General features: G+C 74.9%; 17 protein-coding genes. 14 read left to right on the top strand and 3 right to left on the bottom strand.

Annotated features, from left to right (window positions below):
- Window positions 1-68: 68 nt before the first annotated feature.
- On the bottom strand, window positions 69-461 hold the full coding sequence (locus tag ACT17Q_RS01220; RefSeq protein WP_141317734.1) for a cupin domain-containing protein: 393 nt from the start codon (window positions 459-461) through the stop codon (window positions 69-71).
- Window positions 462-584: 123 nt separating this feature from the next.
- On the opposite strand from ACT17Q_RS01220, the gene ACT17Q_RS01215 reads away from it, so the two are divergent.
- The 7 genes from ACT17Q_RS01215 to ACT17Q_RS01185 all read left to right on the top strand — a co-directional run bounded on the left by ACT17Q_RS01215 (window position 585) and on the right by ACT17Q_RS01185 (window position 7,362).
- The gene (locus ACT17Q_RS01215; protein WP_444664171.1) at window positions 585-1,409 is read left to right on the top strand and encodes a tryptophan-rich sensory protein; all 825 of its coding nucleotides are present in this window, start codon (window positions 585-587) and stop codon (window positions 1,407-1,409) included.
- Between the two features lie 201 nt (window positions 1,410-1,610).
- Window positions 1,611-2,426, top strand: a complete 816-nt coding sequence (locus ACT17Q_RS01210; protein ID WP_444664169.1) for a UbiA family prenyltransferase — start codon at window positions 1,611-1,613, stop codon at window positions 2,424-2,426.
- Window positions 2,427-2,504: 78 nt separating this feature from the next.
- Entirely contained in the window at window positions 2,505-3,632 is a 1,128-nt protein-coding gene (locus ACT17Q_RS01205) for a type III polyketide synthase (protein WP_444664167.1), read from the top strand.
- Entirely contained in the window at window positions 3,629-4,153 is a 525-nt protein-coding gene (locus tag ACT17Q_RS01200; protein WP_444664165.1) for an isoprenylcysteine carboxyl methyltransferase family protein, read from the top strand. The genes ACT17Q_RS01205 and ACT17Q_RS01200 overlap by 4 nt, the downstream gene beginning before the upstream one ends.
- A gap of 3 nt (window positions 4,154-4,156) precedes the next feature.
- On the top strand, window positions 4,157-5,200 hold the full coding sequence (locus ACT17Q_RS01195) for an NAD(P)/FAD-dependent oxidoreductase (RefSeq protein ID WP_444664163.1): 1,044 nt from the start codon (window positions 4,157-4,159) through the stop codon (window positions 5,198-5,200).
- Window positions 5,201-5,404: 204 nt separating this feature from the next.
- On the top strand, window positions 5,405-6,838 hold the full coding sequence (locus ACT17Q_RS01190; RefSeq protein ID WP_444664161.1) for a cellulase family glycosylhydrolase: 1,434 nt from the start codon (window positions 5,405-5,407) through the stop codon (window positions 6,836-6,838).
- Between the two features lie 77 nt (window positions 6,839-6,915).
- Window positions 6,916-7,362: an SRPBCC family protein gene (locus ACT17Q_RS01185; RefSeq protein ID WP_094181250.1), complete on the top strand. Its 447-nt coding sequence runs from the start codon at window positions 6,916-6,918 to the stop codon at window positions 7,360-7,362.
- 206 nt (window positions 7,363-7,568) lie between these two features.
- Here ACT17Q_RS01185 and ACT17Q_RS01180 read toward each other — a convergent pair whose 3' ends face one another.
- Entirely contained in the window at window positions 7,569-9,173 is a 1,605-nt protein-coding gene (locus tag ACT17Q_RS01180) for an ABC transporter permease (protein WP_444664159.1), read from the bottom strand.
- Between the two features lie 5 nt (window positions 9,174-9,178).
- Window positions 9,179-10,078, bottom strand: a complete 900-nt coding sequence (locus ACT17Q_RS01175) for an ABC transporter ATP-binding protein (protein ID WP_444664157.1) — start codon at window positions 10,076-10,078, stop codon at window positions 9,179-9,181.
- A gap of 73 nt (window positions 10,079-10,151) precedes the next feature.
- Between ACT17Q_RS01175 and ACT17Q_RS01170 the strand changes: the two genes are divergently transcribed.
- From ACT17Q_RS01170 to ACT17Q_RS01140, 7 genes are all read left to right on the top strand, one after another.
- Window positions 10,152-10,775, top strand: coding sequence for a TetR/AcrR family transcriptional regulator (locus ACT17Q_RS01170; protein ID WP_444664155.1), 624 nt, complete (start codon window positions 10,152-10,154; stop codon window positions 10,773-10,775).
- A 129-nt stretch (window positions 10,776-10,904) separates the two neighbouring features.
- Window positions 10,905-11,738: a DUF4397 domain-containing protein gene (locus ACT17Q_RS01165; protein ID WP_444664153.1), complete on the top strand. Its 834-nt coding sequence runs from the start codon at window positions 10,905-10,907 to the stop codon at window positions 11,736-11,738.
- Window positions 11,739-11,741: 3 nt separating this feature from the next.
- A complete protein-coding gene (locus ACT17Q_RS01160) occupies window positions 11,742-12,419 on the top strand; it encodes a sortase domain-containing protein (protein ID WP_444664151.1) in 678 nt (225 codons plus the stop codon).
- Window positions 12,416-13,096 carry an RNA polymerase sigma factor gene (locus ACT17Q_RS01155; RefSeq protein ID WP_444664149.1) on the top strand — a complete coding sequence of 227 codons (681 nt, stop codon included), beginning with the start codon at window positions 12,416-12,418 and terminating at the stop codon, window positions 13,094-13,096. Before ACT17Q_RS01160 ends, ACT17Q_RS01155 begins: the two co-directional genes overlap by 4 nt.
- A gap of 7 nt (window positions 13,097-13,103) precedes the next feature.
- Window positions 13,104-13,805, top strand: a complete 702-nt coding sequence (locus ACT17Q_RS01150) for an anti-sigma factor (RefSeq protein ID WP_232514477.1) — start codon at window positions 13,104-13,106, stop codon at window positions 13,803-13,805.
- A 58-nt stretch (window positions 13,806-13,863) separates the two neighbouring features.
- Window positions 13,864-14,805, top strand: a complete 942-nt coding sequence (locus tag ACT17Q_RS01145; protein WP_444664147.1) for a hypothetical protein — start codon at window positions 13,864-13,866, stop codon at window positions 14,803-14,805.
- On the top strand, window positions 14,802-15,506 hold the full coding sequence (locus ACT17Q_RS01140; protein ID WP_444664145.1) for a DUF2510 domain-containing protein: 705 nt from the start codon (window positions 14,802-14,804) through the stop codon (window positions 15,504-15,506). Before ACT17Q_RS01145 ends, ACT17Q_RS01140 begins: the two co-directional genes overlap by 4 nt.
- The last annotated feature ends 20 nt before the right edge of the window (window positions 15,507-15,526 follow it).

Here is a 15,526-nt window from a genome sequence, read left to right as displayed (position 1 = left end):
GATCAGGCAAGCCTTACCTCATGGGACCTCGGTCCCGTCCTCACTCGCACCACCCGCCGCCGGGCACCTCACTGCGTGGGCGGCTCGTCCTGGCCCGACTCCTCCGCGGCGTCCGCCTCCTCCTTGGTCGCGTGCACCGCGCCCTCGGCGTGCTCGGGCGGGCCGTAGACCGTGTAGAGGATCAGCGGGTTCTCGCCCGTGTTGACGAAGTTGTGCGTGCGGCCCGCGGGGACGACGACGAGGTCGCCCTGCGCCACGTTGCGCTCCTGACCGGAGACGATCGCCTTGCCTGTCCCCGAGACGAACGTGAGGATCTGGTCGATGTCCTCGTGGACCTCCTGACCGATCTCACCGCCCGGCGGGATCGTCATGACGACCAGCTGCGTGTGCTGCCCCGTCCACAGCACCCGGCGGAAGTCCGGGCTCTGCTCGGCGACGGTCGCGATCGTCCAGTGCTCCACGTGTCCTCACCTCTCGTCGGGTCGACGTCCTGGTCATCCTGCAACCGACACCGCGATGCCGCGCGTCGAGCGGCACACTCGCCCGAGATGCCGGGCCGACGATCTCCGGAGAAGGTGGGCGACATGGGGACGATGACCGCAGGAGCAGTCGGTACCGCCACGTCACGCGACCGGGTCCGCCAGGTCACGGTGCTCGTCGGCGCGGTGGTCGCGATCGTCGGCGCGACCATCGGGTCCGGCGCGTTCGGCGGGCAGCCCATCGCCCAGGCCGCCGACGGCGCGCTGTCGGCGACGGCCACGCCCGTCGCGCCCGACAGCCCGGCGTTCTCGATCTGGTCGGTGATCTACACGGGCCTCGCGGTGTTCGCCGTGGTGCAGGCGTTGCCACGCCACGCGGCCGACCGGCGCCTGCGGGCCGTCGCGTGGTGGGTGCTCGCGACGATGCTGCTCAACGCGCTGTGGATCGGGGTGGTGCAGGCCGGGTCGGTGGGCGCGAGCGTGCTGGTCATCGCCGTGCTGCTCGCGGTGCTCGCCGCCGTCTACGTGAAGCTGGTCCGGCTCGAGCACACCTCCGCCCTGCCGTCGGTCGTGACCGACGTGACCATGGGGCTGTACACCGGGTGGGTCAGCGTCGCGACGCTCGCGAACACCGCGGCATTCCTGGCCGACGCCGAGGTGGGCGAGCTGGGCCTCGGCGCGACCGGGTGGTCCGTGGTGCTGGTGTCGCTCGCCGCGGTGCTCGCCGTCGCGTACGCGTTCTACGGGCGGCGCCGGCCGACCGTCGTCGTCCCGGTGGGGCTGGCGATGACGTGGGGGCTGCTGTGGATCGGTCTGGGCCGCACCACCGGCGAGCTGGTCGACGAGACGGCCGCCAGGGCCGCGTTCGTCGCAGCGACCCTCGCCCTCCTGGCCCCCATCGTCGCCACGTCGACAACCCCCCACCCCTAACCCCCCTCTCTCTCCCACCCACCCACCCACCCGTGGCGCCGTCGGGTCGTGCGTCTCTCGATAGGTCGTGCGGATGACTGCGCGACTCATCGTCAAACGCACGACCCGACGAGAGATGCACGACCTCACCGGGGGTGACCGGCCGCGCTGACCAGCGGCGGGAGGGGTGCGGGGCACCCGGGTGCGTGTCAGGGTGTGGGCATGGTCGGGGCGCGGGGCGTGCTGGCGCTGGTGCGCGCCGCGCACGCCGCGCCCGCGATCGCCGTCACCGCGTTCGCCGGGGCGTACTCGTGGGCCGTCGGCGCGCCCGCATGGCTGGTCACGGCAGCGGTGCTCGCGGGGCAGCTGTCGATCGGCTGGTCGAACGACTGGGTCGACGCGGCGCGGGACCGCGCGGTCGGCCGCACCGACAAGCCGATCGCGACCGGGGCCCTCGACGTCCGCACGGTCCGCACCGCGGCGCTCGTCGCGGTCGCCGCATGCGTGGTGCTCTCGTTCGCGCTCGGCGCCGCCGCGGGCGTCGTGCACCTGGTCACGGTCGCGTCGGCGTGGTCGTACAACCTGTGGCTCAAGTCCACGCGGTGGTCGTGGGCGCCGTACGCGCTGTCGTTCGGCCTGCTGCCGTCGGTCGCGACGCTCGCCCTGGACCCTCCCCGCGCCGCACCGGTCACGACGACGGTCGCCGCGGCCCTGCTGGGCGTCGGGGCGCACCTCGCGAACGTGCTGCCCGACCTCGAGGACGACGCGGCCACGGGCGTCGTCGGGCTGCCGCACCGCCTCGGTCGGCGCCGCACCACGCTGGGCGCGGTCGCGCTGCTGCTCGCGGCGACCGCGCTCGTCGTGCTGGGCACGCCCGGCGGGGCCACGGCTGTGGGGATCACCGCGCTGGTCCTCGCGGCCGCGCTCGCCGCGAGCGCCGCCTGGGTGGCCGCACGCCGCCCCTCGCGCCGGTACCCGTTCCTCGCGGCGATCGGCGTCGCGGCGATGACGGTCGCGGTCCTGGTGATCACGGGCTGACCACAGGCTGAAAGCGAGCGCTCCGGCACCCGGACACCACCTCGCGCGGCCGGCGCATCCGCGTGCGACGATCCCGGCATGTCCCGGATCGTGGCGGTTGCACCCGTGCTGCCCCGCCATGCCTACCCGCAGTCGCAGATCGCCGACGAGCTGGCCGACATCCTCACCACGGACCCCGCGCGCCGCGTCCTGCTGAAGCGGCTGCACGCGTCGTCGGGCATCGACACCCGGCACCTCGCGGTCCCCCTCGAGCGCTACCGCACGCTCGGCGGGTTCGACGAGACCAACGCCCTCGCGCTGTCGACCGGCCTGGACCTCGCCGAGCGCGCCGTCCGCGCGGCCCTGGCCGCCGCGGGCCTCGAACCCGCCGACGTCGACCACCTCATGCTCACCACCGTCACCGCGATCGGTGCGCCGTCGATCGACGCGATGCTCGTCGACCGGCTCGGGCTGCGCCCGGACGTCACACGGCTGCCGAGCTTCGGCCTGGGCTGCGCGGGCGGCGCCGCGGGCCTCGCGCGCGTGCACGACCACCTGTCGGGCCACCCGGACCAGGTCGCGGTGCTCGTGTCGGTCGAGCTGTGCTCGCTGACGCTGCAGCGCGACGACGACTCGACGGCCAACCTCGTCGCGAGCGGGCTGTTCGGCGACGGTGGTGCGGCGGTGGTCATGGCGGGCAGCGGACGTGTCGCGCCCCGGGCGGCGTCGGGCCCCGCACGCCGGACCTGGACGGCCGCGCCCCGCGTCGTCGGGTCCCGCAGCGTGCTCTACCCCGGCTCCGCGGACGCGCTGGGCTGGCAGGTCGGCTCGTCGGGACTGCGGATCGTGCTGTCCGGAGGGCTTCCGGACGTCGTGCGCGCGCACGTGGCCGACGACGTGAAGGCGCTGCTCACGGCGCAGGGCGCGGTCCCCGACGACGTCGCGACGTGGCTCGTGCACCCCGGTGGCCCGAAGATCCTCGACGCCGTGCAGGACGCGCTCGACCTGCCGCACGGCGCGCTCGCCCGCTCGTGGGCGAACCTTGCGCGCGCCGGGAACCTCTCGTCGGCGTCGGTGCTGCACGTGCTCGCCGACGGCATGGCGGACACCCCGCCGCCCGGGGCGCTGGGCGTGCTCGCGGCGTTCGGGCCGGGGGTGGGCGTCGAGCTGGTCGCACTGCGCTGGCCGTCCGACGAGCACCCGTCCGACGAGGAAGGTGTGGCATGAGCCTCGCGCTGTACACGGTGCTCGTCCTGGCGACAGGCGTCGAGCGGATCGCCGAGCTGGTCGTCTCGACGCGGCACGCGCGCTGGTCGTTCGACCGCGGAGGACGCGAGAGCGGACGCGGCCACTTCCCCGCGATGGTCGCGCTGCACACCGGGCTGCTGGTCGCATGCCTCGCCGAGGTGGCGCTCGCCGACCGGCCGTTCCTGCCGTGGCTCGGCTGGCCGATGCTCGTCGTCGTGCTCGCCGCGCAGGCGCTGCGGTGGTGGTGCATCGCGACGCTCGGCCCGCAGTGGAACACGCGCGTGATCGTCGTGCCGGGCCTCGGGCTGGTGGACCGCGGCCCGTACCGCTGGCTCAGCCACCCCAACTACGTCGCGGTGGTCGCGGAGGGCGTCGCACTGCCGCTCGTGCACACCGCGTGGGTCACGGCCGTCGCGTTCACCGTGCTCAACGCGGTCCTACTGCTGGGCTTCCGGATCCCCGCCGAGGAGCGCGCGCTCGCGGACGCACGGCAGGCCTGAGCGGTGCCCGCGGGCGACCTCGACGCCGACGTGCTCGTCGTCGGCGGTGGACCGGTGGGGCTGGCCGCAGCGGTGGAGGCGCGGCTCGCGGGGCTGTCGGTGCTCGTCCTGGAACCGCGGTCCGGTCCCGTGGACAAGGCGTGCGGCGAGGGGCTCATGCCCGGTGCGCTCACGGCCGTGCGCCGGCTCGGCATCGACCCCGCGGGCCACGAGCTCACGGGGATCGCGTACGTGGACGCCACGCGCCGTGCCGAGCACCGCTTCCCGCGCGGGACGGGCCGCGGCGTCCGGCGCACGGTGCTGCACGACGCGCTGGCCCGCCGCGCGGCGGAGCTGGGGGCCGAGGTGGTCGTCGGGCGCGCGACGAGCGTGCGGCAGGACGCGCACGGCGTCGTCGTCGACGGCCTGCGGGCCGGGCACGTGCTCGCGTGCGACGGCCTGCACTCGACTGTCCGGCGCCTGGTGGGCCTGCAGGCCCCGGTCCGACGAGCACGCGGTGACGATCGCCGGCGGTTCGGGCTGCGCCGGCACTACCGGGTCGCACCGTGGGGCCACCTGGTCGAGGTGCACTGGGCCCCGCACGCGGAGGCGTACGTGACGCCCGTCGGCCCGGGGCTGGTGGGGGTCGCGGTGCTGGGCCCCGCGCGCACGGACCTCGACGCGACGCTCGACGCGCTGCCCGCGCTCGCGCGCCGCCTCGCCGGCGCCGAGCCGGACGGCCCGGTGCGCGGCGCGGGCCCCCTGCTGCAGCGCACCACCGCGCGCACGGCTGGCCGCGTGCTGCTCGTCGGCGACGCGTCCGGGTACGTCGACGCCCTCACCGGTGAGGGCCTGCGCGTCGGGTTGGCCCAGGCCGCCGCCGCGGTCACGCACCTCGACGACCCCGCAGGCTACGAGCGCGCGTGGGTGCGCGCGACGCGCGACTACCGCGTGCTCACCACGGGCCTCGTCGCCGCCGCGACCTCGCCGGCCCGCCGCACGATCGTCCCCGCCGCGGCCCGCCTGCCCCGCGTGTACGGCGCGATCGTCGACCGCCTGGCCCGCTGACGTTCGGACGACCAGGGACTGGCCGCCGTCGACGAAGATCTCGGTGCCCGTGCACCCGTCCGGCGGCACCTGCGCGCCCAAATCGATTCGAGGGTTCCTGCTCCCCGGGCCGCCGGCGCTGGGCGGGCAGACACTCGCGGGGCGACGAGTGTCGTGCCCGGCACGGGCCGCAGCACGGCACGCCCTTCAACGACGAGGAGATCGATGTCCGCGCGTCTCAAGTCAGCAGCCCTGGTGGTCTCGTCCGTGCTCGCCCTGGTGGGCGTCGGTGCGATCACCGCGTCCTCGGCCCAGGCGGCCGCCGGCTGCAAGGTCGACTACACCGTCACCAACGAGTGGGGTGGCGGGTTCGGCGCCAACGTCACGGTCACCAACGTGGGTGACCGCCTCGACTCGTGGACCGTGGGCTGGACGTACACGTCCGGTCAGCAGGTCACGCAGGCGTGGAACGCCACCGTCACGCAGTCGGGCGGCACCGTCACCGCCCGCAACGCGAGCTACAACGGCACGCTCGCCACGGGGGCCTCGACGAGCTTCGGCTTCAACGGCTCGTGGTCCGGCGCCAACCCCGAGCCCACGGCGTTCACCGTCAACGGCGTCGCGTGCACGGGCGGGACCACCACCCCGACCCCGACGCCGACCCCCACCCACACCCCGACGCCCACCCCCACCCCCACCAGCACGACCCCGCCCCCCACGGGCACGACGCCCGTGGCGGTCAACGGCCAGCTGCGGGTCTGCGGCGTGAACCTGTGCAACCAGTACGGCAAGCCGATCCAGCTGCGCGGCGTGAGCACGCACGGTCTGCAGTGGTTCCCCGGCTGCTACAACACCAGTTCGCTCAACACGCTCGCGAACGACTGGAAGGCCGACGTGCTGCGCATCGCGATGTACGTCAACGAGGACGGCTACGTCACCAACCCGTCCGGCTTCACGTCGCAGGTGAACAGCCTGGTGGACGCGGCCGAGCAGCGCGGGATGTACGCGATCGTCGACTTCCACACGCTCACGCCCGGTGACCCCAACGTCAACCTGGACAACGCCAAGACGTTCTTCCGCAGCGTCGCCGCCCGCAACGCCGCGAAGAACAACGTCATCTACGAGATCGCCAACGAGCCGAACGGCGTCTCCTGGCAGGGCATCCGCAGCTACGCGAGCCAGGTCATCCCGATCATCCGGGCCGCCGACCCCGACGCGGTGATCCTCGTCGGGACCCGCGCCTGGTCGTCGCTCGGCGTCTCGGAGGGCTCGAGCTCCGCGGAGATCGTGGCCAACCCGGTGCCGTTCGACAACATCATGTACACGTTCCACTTCTACGCGGCGTCCCACCAGGACAACTACCGCAACGAGGTGCGCAACGCGGCCGGCAAGCTCCCGCTGTTCGTGAGCGAGTGGGGCACGACGAGCGCGACCGGCGGCGGCACGGTGGACCTCGCGAGCTCGCGCACGTGGCTCGACCTGCTCGACTCGCTGAAGATCAGCCACGTGAACTGGACGTTCTCCGACGCCCCGGAGTCCAGCGCGGCGTTCCAGGCGGGCACCTGCTCGGGCTCCGACTACGGCACCTCGCGGCTGTCGCAGTCCGGCCAGTTCGTGCGCAGCCGGGTGATGACGGCGGACAGCTTCCCGACGAGCTGACGGCTCGCCGCGCGCGATCGGGGGACCCGACCTAGCGTGGTCGGGTCCCCCTGTGCGAACCACGGAAGGAGCACGCCATGGCCACGATCGACGAGTCCGTCGAGGTCGACGTCCCGATCAGCACCGCGTACAACCAGTGGACGCAGTTCGAGGACTTCCCGGAGTTCATGGGAGGTGTCGAGGAGGTCCGGCAGGTCGACGACACCCTCACCCACTGGCGCACGTCCATCGGTGGCGTCGAGCGCGAGTTCGACGCGCAGATCGTCGAGCAGACGCCCGACACGCGCGTCGCCTGGCAGAGCATCGACGGCACGACGCACGTCGGGCAGGTGACGTTCGAGCCGCTCGGCCCGACGCAGACCCGCGTCCGCGTGCAGACCGCCTGGGAGCCGGAGACGCTCGTCGAGAAGGCGGGCGCGGTCGTCGGTGCCGACGACCGTCAGGTGAAGGCGGACCTCAAGCGCTTCAAGGAGTTCATCGAGTCGCGCGGCGTCGAGACGGGCGCCTGGCGCGGCACCGTCTGAGGACCGACGCACGTCACGGTGGGGTCGACCGCACGGTCGGCCCCACCGTCGTGCGTGGGGGCTGCTCGGCACGACCATGAGCGCTGGCCGTGGTGGCGCAGTTCGATCCCGACTGGGGCACGGCGGACGCGATCCGCGCGACGCTCGCCCCGTTCCGCACGAGCTGAGCCCCGCACGCGCTGAGCCCCGGACGAGCTCCGGCGCGGTCAGCGGGCGAGGTCGCGGTGGCGGAAGCCGGCGAGGCCGACCGTCACCAGGCCCGCGGTGACGAGGGCGAGCCAACCCAGGCCCGTCCAGTCCGGGTCGCCGGCGGTGACGGTGGGGACGTGCCAGAACGGGCTGATGCCGAGCACCCAGTCGTCCAGCCCGAACGTGGGCCCGAGCAGCGTGAGCAGGAACGAGACGAGCACCCCCGCCCACGCGGCACGGCTGCCCGCGGGTCGCGCGCCGACCAGCGCGGTCGCGAGGGCCACCACGGTCCACACCGCCGGCACGGTCGCCGCGGCCTGCACCAGCACGTCGCGGGTGCTCACCCCGATGTCCGCCCCGCCCGCGAGCACGGCGACGACCGTCCCGGCGAGCAGCACCAGCACCGCGACGGTGCCGAGCGCTAACAGGACGTGGCTCGCGTAGAACCGGGTGCGCGCGACGGCGCCCGCGAGCACGGGCTCGACGCGGTCCTCGAGCTCCTCCGCGCGGACCCGGAGCAGCACCTGCACGCCGGGCACGCACGCGACGATCCCGACGAGGCTGAGCACGGTCCGGACGAAGGCGCCCGTGAGCTGGGCGGGGCTCGCGGCCCCGGCGGCGAGGATGCGCTGCACGGCCGGCTCGCCCGCGAGCAGGTCCTCGATCGACGTCGTGAAGTGCCCGAACACGACGCCCAGCACGACGAACACGCACGTCCACGTCAGCAGCGACGGGCGGTTGACCCGGACCGCGAGCCGCCAGGGGGTGCGTGCGGTGCCGCGCGCCGGGCCGGGCCGCTGCGCGAGCATGCCCTGCCCGAAGTCACGCCGGGCCTGCAGCGCGAACGCGGCACCGACGGCGGCCACCGTGAACGCGACCGTCAGGAGCAGCGGCGCCCAGTGGTCGCCGGTCGCGGGGCGGGTCTCCAGCGTCCAGCCCAGCGGGTTGGCCCACCTGGTCCACGCGGGCGCGTCGAGGGAGGTGCTCAAGCCCCGCAGCAGGAACAGCGTCCCGAGGGTGCCGACCGCGAGCGCGCTCGCCGTGCGTGCGTCCGAGCCGACCTGCGCGGTGACGGCCGCGACCCCCGCGAACATCCAGCCCGTCGCGGTGTACGTCGCACCCAGCAGCAGCGACGACGACCACGCACCGCCGCACAGCCCGGTGGCCAGCCCCGCGACGAGCCCGGCCGCGAGCGACCCGACGAGCGCGAGCGCGACACCCGCCATGAGACGCGACGAGCGGCCCAGCACACCGGACGCGAGCAGCTCCGCCTGCCCCGAGTCCTCCTGCGCGCGGGTGGCGCGCGTGACCGCGAAGACCGCACCGAGCGCGACGAGGAAGCCGCCGAGCGCGAGCGTGCGCCACGCGTTGAACCCGTCGGCGGTCGACAGGTCGTACGCCGGGCCGAAGATGAGCCCCAGCGCAGGGTTCGCGCCGATCGCCACCGCGAGCGCCTCGCGGGACGCCTGGTCGGGGAACACCCACGGGTAGACGACGACGGACGAGGTCGACAGCAGGGACGCGACCAGGACCCACGGCGCGAACAGCCGCCCGTCGTGGCGCATGGTCGCGTGCAGCAGCGGACGCGTCCCGACGAGGCTGCCCGCGCGCGGTGCGCTCACCGCGGTCATCGTGCGCGCTCGTCGTCGCCGTACAGCCGCAGGAACAGGCTCTCGAGGGACGGCGGCGCGACCGTCAGCGACGTCAGCCCGAGCGGCGTGAGCAGGGCCATCGCCGCGCCGACGCGCGTGGACTCGACGGTCGCGGTGAGCCGGTCCCCGTCGACGCGCACGTCGCCGAGCCCGGCCAGCTCGTCGTGCCCGGGCACGCGCGCGAGCGTCGCGTGGATCGTCGTGCGCGTCTGGCCGCGCAGGTCCGCGAGCGTGCCGGACCGCACGACGCGCCCGTCGCGGATGATGCTGATGCGGTCCGCGAGCGCCTCCGCCTCGGCGAGGATGTGGCTGGACAGCAGCACGGTGGCGCCGCGCTGCGTCGCCTCCCCGACGGCCTCCTGGAACACGTTCTCCATGAGCGGGTCGAGGCCGCTGGTCGGCTCGTCGAGCACGAGCAGCTCGACGTCGGAGGCGAGCGCGGCGACGATCGCGACCTTCTGCCGGTTGCCCTTGGAGTACTGCCGGCCGCGCTTGGTCGGGTCGAGCTCGAACCGTTCGACGAGCTCGGCGCGGCGCCGCTCGTCGAGGCCGCCGCGCAGGGACCCGAGCAGGTCGATCGCCTCGCCGCCCGTCATGCCGGGCCACAGCGACACGTCGCCGGGGACGTACGCCAGGCGGCGGTGCAGCGCGACGACGTCCGCCCACGGGTTCCCGCCGAGCAGCCGCACGGTGCCGGAGTCCGCGCGCAGCAGGCCCAGCAGCACGCGGATCGTCGTCGACTTCCCGGCGCCGTTGGGGCCGAGGAAGCCGTGCACCTCGCCCCGCTCGACGCGCAGGTCCAACCCGCGCAACGCGGGGAACCGCCCGAAGGACTTGGTGAGTCCCTCGATCTCGATGACTGCCTCAGCGCCCATGAGCCGAACGTACTCACGCCGCCGCCGCAAATCAACAGGTGTGGATATGCGGCGCCGCGCGTACCCTGCGGACGTGACGACCGACGCCTCGACCCCCCGCCGGCGCGGTCGCGGCGAGAAGTTCCCCGGCGGCCGCGACGCGATCCTCGCGGCGGCCCGCGACCAGTTCGCCGAACGCGGCTTCGCGGGCGCGACCATCCGCGGCATCGCCCAGGCCGCGGGCGTCGACCCCAAGCTCGTCATGCACTTCTTCTCGAGCAAGGACGACCTGTTCGCAGCGTCGCTCGAGCTCCCCGTCGAGGGCCTGCGCGCGCTGCTGGGCGCGCTGCAGGCACCGGTCGACGAGGTGCCCGAGCGGCTCACGCGCGCCTACGTCGAGATGTGGGAGTCCCCCCTGACAGGCCCGCAGGTGCGCGCCATGCTCATGTCGATCGCCACCACCGACTCGGCCGCCGACGCGCTGCGCACCGCGTTCGAGCAGCGGATCGCCGGTGCGCTCGGCGACCGGTTCGAGCCGGTCGCGGTCGTCACCGCGATGAGCCAGCTCCTGGGCGCGGCCCTGGTCCGGTACGTCGTGCGGATGCCCGCGTTCGACGCGCTGACGCGTGACGAGTTCACCGCGCAGCTCGTGCCGTCGGTCGCGGCGAGCCTCGAGCGCGGCCGGGTGGCACCGCCGCCCGCGGCTCGCCCCGCGTGACCTGCCCTGCCTGACCTGCCCCCGGACTCGTCGGGAAGAAATCCGCGCGAGGTGCATCCGAACCCGGACCTCGGCCGGAAGAAGGGGTGTCAGGCGCCAACCCGGCGCCCGCTCCCGGAAGGACGCACCATGCGCACTCGACTCCTCGCCGGCACCGCAGCCGGTGCCCTCGGTCTCGCCGCCGTCGCCCTCACCGCAGGTCCCGCCTCCGCCGCCGACGACGCCGCACTGTCCGTGCTGCACGGCGTCCCGGACCTCACCGTCGACGTGTACGTCAACGGTGAGCTGACGCTCGACGACTTCGAGCCGGGCGAGCTCGCCGGGCCGCTCGACCTGCCCGCCGGGACGTACACGGTCGCGATCACGGCGGCCGACGCGGCCGACGACAGCGACCCCGCGATCGGCCCCGTCGACCTCGAGCTCGCCGCCGGCACCAGCTACACGGCCGTCGCGCACCTCGACGCGTCGGGCGAGCCGACCGCGACGCTGTTCACCAACGACACGTCCGCGACCAAGGCCGGCGAGGGCCGCCTCACGGTGCGTCACGTGGCCGCCGCACCCGCGGTCGACGTCCTCGCGGGCGGCGACGCCGTCATCTCCGGCCTCGAGAACCCCGACGAGAAGGTCCTCGACCTGCCCGCCGGGACGGTCTCCGCGAGCGTCGTCGCCGCCGGCACCACGGAGCCCGCGCTGCTCGGCCCGGCCGACGTGAACGTCGCCGAGGGCACCAACACCATCGTCTACGCGTGGGGCTCGGCGACGTCCGACCCGGCGACGCTCGCGCTCGCCACGCAGACCATCGACGGGCTGCACAGCGACCCGGGCGCCGTCCAGGCCGGTGAGCTCGGCCTCGCGGCCGACGAGCCGGGTGCGGCCGTGTGGCCGTACGCGCTGGCCGGCATCGCCGTCCTCGGCGCCACGGGCCTCGTCGCCGTCCGCCGGCACGCGACCGCCACGCGCTGACCCATGGCACGACGACACCGCACGCCGGCCGGGGTCCTCCCCGGCGCCCTGGCCGGCGTGCTCGCCGCGGGACTGCTCGCGGGCTGCACCTCCGAGCCGCCCGTGCCCGAGCCCGTCGCGCGCCCGGTGTCGTCGGCGCCACCCGGACCGACCACGGCAGCGCCGTCCCCAGCGCTGCCCGACGTCCCGGTCCGGGACGCGACCGCACCGGCGCCCGAGGTCCGCGCGGCGCCGGTGCAGCTCGCGGTCCCCGACGTCGACCTCGACATGCCGGTCGTGCCGGTCGGGGTCCTCGACGACGGGACCATGGAGATCCCCGAGGACGCGGGCGAGGCCGGCTGGTACCGGTTCGGCCCCGTCCCCGCGGACGACGACGGCAACACGCTCGTCGCCGCGCACGTCGACTCCCGCCTCACCGGGATCGGCCCGTTCGCCCGGCTGCGGGACGTCCCGCCGGGCGCGACGGTCACCGTGACCGACGCCGACGGGACCGCGCACCGGTACCGCGTCACGGGCGTCGAGAAGATCCCCAAGGACTCCGCGCCGCTCGACGTGTGGTTCGCCCGCAGCGGACCGCCCCGGCTCGTCCTCGTCACCTGCGGCGGGACGTGGCAGGCTGACATCGGGCACTACAGCGACAACGTCGTGGTCACCGCCGAACCGGTGGCCGACCGACCATGACGACGACGGCGGTGCCCACGGCCGTGCGGCACGCGCCCACGGGGACGACGACGTACCGGGAGAGCTGCGTGGCACGTGGCGGTCAGGAGCGCACGGGCGCACCGCTGCGCGACGTCCCGTCGCCGCCCGACCCCGACGGTGAGGGCGTCGACGAGCTCGGCGCCGCGTTCGCCGCGGGCGACGAGGACGCGATCCGTGAGGCCTACCGGCGGTGGGCCACGCTCGTGCACACCGTCGCGCTGCGCTCGCTCGGCACCGTCGCGGACGCCGAGGAGGTCACCCAGCAGGTGTTCGTCGAGGCGTGGCGCGGCCGGCACCGGTTCGACCCCACCCGCGCGCGGCTGCCCGCCTGGCTCCTCGGGATCACCCGGCACGCCGTCGCCGATGCGCACGAACGCCGCTCGCGCGACCAGCGCCTGGCCGCCGCCGCACCCGTCGCCCCCGCGACCGTGGGCGGCGACGACGACCGCGTGGTCGACGCCGTGGTCGTCGCCGACGAGCTCGACAGGCTGGGCGACCCGCAACGCACGATCCTGCGCCTCGCGTTCTACGAGGACCTGACGCACGACCAGATCGCGACCCGGCTGGACCTGCCGCTCGGCACCGTGAAGAGCCACGTGCGGCGTAGTCTCGCCCGGCTGCGCAACCGATGGGAGGTGGACGGTGCCGTGGGATGAGTCGCACGTGGACGACGACGTGCTGGCCCTCCTCGCCCTCGGGGAGGACGCCGCGTCGCCCGACGAGCGCGCGCACGTCGAGCAGTGCGAGCGGTGCGCGGCCGAGGTCGCGGCGCTCGGTGGCGTCGTGTCGCTCGCGCGGGTGTCGCAGGGGCCGCTCGTCGCGCCCGCGCCGCAGGTGTGGGACCGCATCGAGGCCGAGCTCGGCCTGACGCCCGCCTCGTCGGACGCCGGGGCATCCGGTGACGCCGACGTCGTCGTGCCCCTGCCGCGACGCCGCCTCGCGTGGGGCTGGGTCGCCGGGGCCGCGGCCGCGGGTGTGCTGATCGGCGGCGTGGGGGTCGCGTGGACGCAGTCGCGGACCGGCGGCGGTGAGACCGTCGTCGCGTCCGCCGCGCTCGACCCGCTGCCCGGCTGGTCCGCGGAGGGCACCGCACGCGTCGAGGTCGGCCAGGACGGTGAGCGCGTCCTCGTCGTGGACGTGCAGGACGGCGACGACGAGGACGGCTTCCGCGAGGTGTGGCTGCTGCGGCCGGACGTGAGCGGGCTCGTCAGCCTCGGGACGCTCACCGGCTCGACGGGCCGGTTCGACCTGCCCGCGGGGCTCGACCTCGACGAGTTCTCGGTGGTCGACGTGTCGCTCGAGCAGTTCGACGGCGACCCGGCCCACTCGGGCGACTCGATCGTCCGCGGCGCCCTCAAGGCCTGACGCCCGCCTGTCCACAGGTGCCCGGACCCGGGCATACCGGACCGGTACGCTCCCCGGCATGCGACAGACGCCGCAGGACCAGGCACCCCGTGCGGGGACGCGCCCACGCCGTCATCTGCGCTGGCTCCTGCCGCTGCTCGGCGCGCCCGTCCTGTTCGTCGTCATGATCGCCGTCGTCGAGCCGATCAGCACGGGGGCGCCCGAGGACCCGAGCCTGCCGTACGCGCTCGGGGTGCTCACGCTGATCGCGGTCACGTTCCTGGCGCCGCTCGCGCTCCTGGTGACCGCCGTGGTCCAGGCGGCGCGCCTGAAGCGCGAGGCCCGGCGACGGGCGGGGCGCTTCACCCGCTGGGAGCTCGCGGAGCAGGAGCGTCGAGCGCAGGCCGAGGCGAGCGCCGCCGCGACCTGGCACCAGGCAGTCGGTGCCGCACGGGCGATCGTCCACGGCGGCCGACCACCTGCGCTGACGGTCTGGGACGTCGTCCCGTGGCACGACGAGTCCTTCCACGCCGACGTGCCGATCGGGTACGCCCGGTATTACGGCACCGCCGTCCAGGTCCCGCAGACGGTCGCCGCGTACGCGGGGCGGCCCGCGTTCGTCGCCGCGGGGCTGGCCACGACCGCCCTGCTCGACGCCGGTGCACGCGCGGCCGCGCTGCGCCAGGCCGTCGCCCAGTGGCGCGAGCACCAGAGCGTGCGCCTGGTCGTCAGCGACCGGCGCCTCGTCGTGCAGCGTCACGGCGAGTGGCTGAGCTTCGACCACGGCGGCCTGACCGCCGTGTACCCCGACCCCGATCGCCGCGGCATCGTCTGCCAGTACCGGGACTGCGCGCCGGTCATGCTCTGGGGCGAGCACGCGCCGCTCGTCGCCGTGGTCGTCGTCGCCGCCGCGTACGGCCCGCAGGCGCTGCTGCAGCACCCCGCGATGGCGTCGATCGCGCACGGCGTCCGCGCGTCGGACCTCCCGACGAGCCCGACGTCACGCAGCCTGGAGACATGAGCGGCGGCGAACCGGGGCGGGCGGTGCACGACGCGGTCCCCTCGCCGGACGAGTCGCTCGCCGGGTGGTTCCCGGCCGAGGACCCCGCGGGCGAACGCTGGTGGGACGGGCACCGGTGGTCGTCGCACGTGCGGCCCACGCCGCACCCCACCCGGGTCCGCTGGGCGGGGTTGCGGTGGGGCGGCACCGGCGGACCGGTCCTCCAGGTGGTCACCGGGACGCTGCTGCTGCTCGGCGGGCGGGTCTCGCTGCTCGTCGCGCTCGAGGGCGGGTCGTTGCGTCTGCCCGCGGCGGCCGTGACGCTCGTCGCCGTCATCGGCGGTGCGATGCTGCTGGTCAACGCATCCTTCTGCTGGCGCCTCGAGAGCCGACGACGGCCCGCCGGGGTCGCGGGTTCGCCGCCCGAGGCGCAGCTCGCGCACGTGCGGTGGCTCGGGGTCCTGTGGGGCGTGGGACGCGGCTGGTCGCAGCGCTCGTTCGTCGTCGGCTCCGTCGTGACGCTCGCGGCACTGTTCGCCGTCGTCGTCACGCTCCTGACGTGGCCCGACTCGGCATGGGGCGATGCGGCAGTCGGCGGGACGGTCGCGCTCGTCCTCGCCCTGCTCGGCGCGATGTGCCTGGCCGACGGCTGGTTCCGCCTGGTCCTCGAACGCCGCCGCCGGGCCGCGGGCATCCCGATGCCGAGACGAGACGACGCCTGAGCACGCACAGCCCGGTCGTC

It is taken from the genome of Cellulomonas sp. CW35, assembly GCF_052378485.1.
Lineage (GTDB): Bacteria > Actinomycetota > Actinomycetes > Actinomycetales > Cellulomonadaceae > Cellulomonas > Cellulomonas uda.
This window is presented reverse-complemented; position numbering and strand designations above follow the sequence as displayed.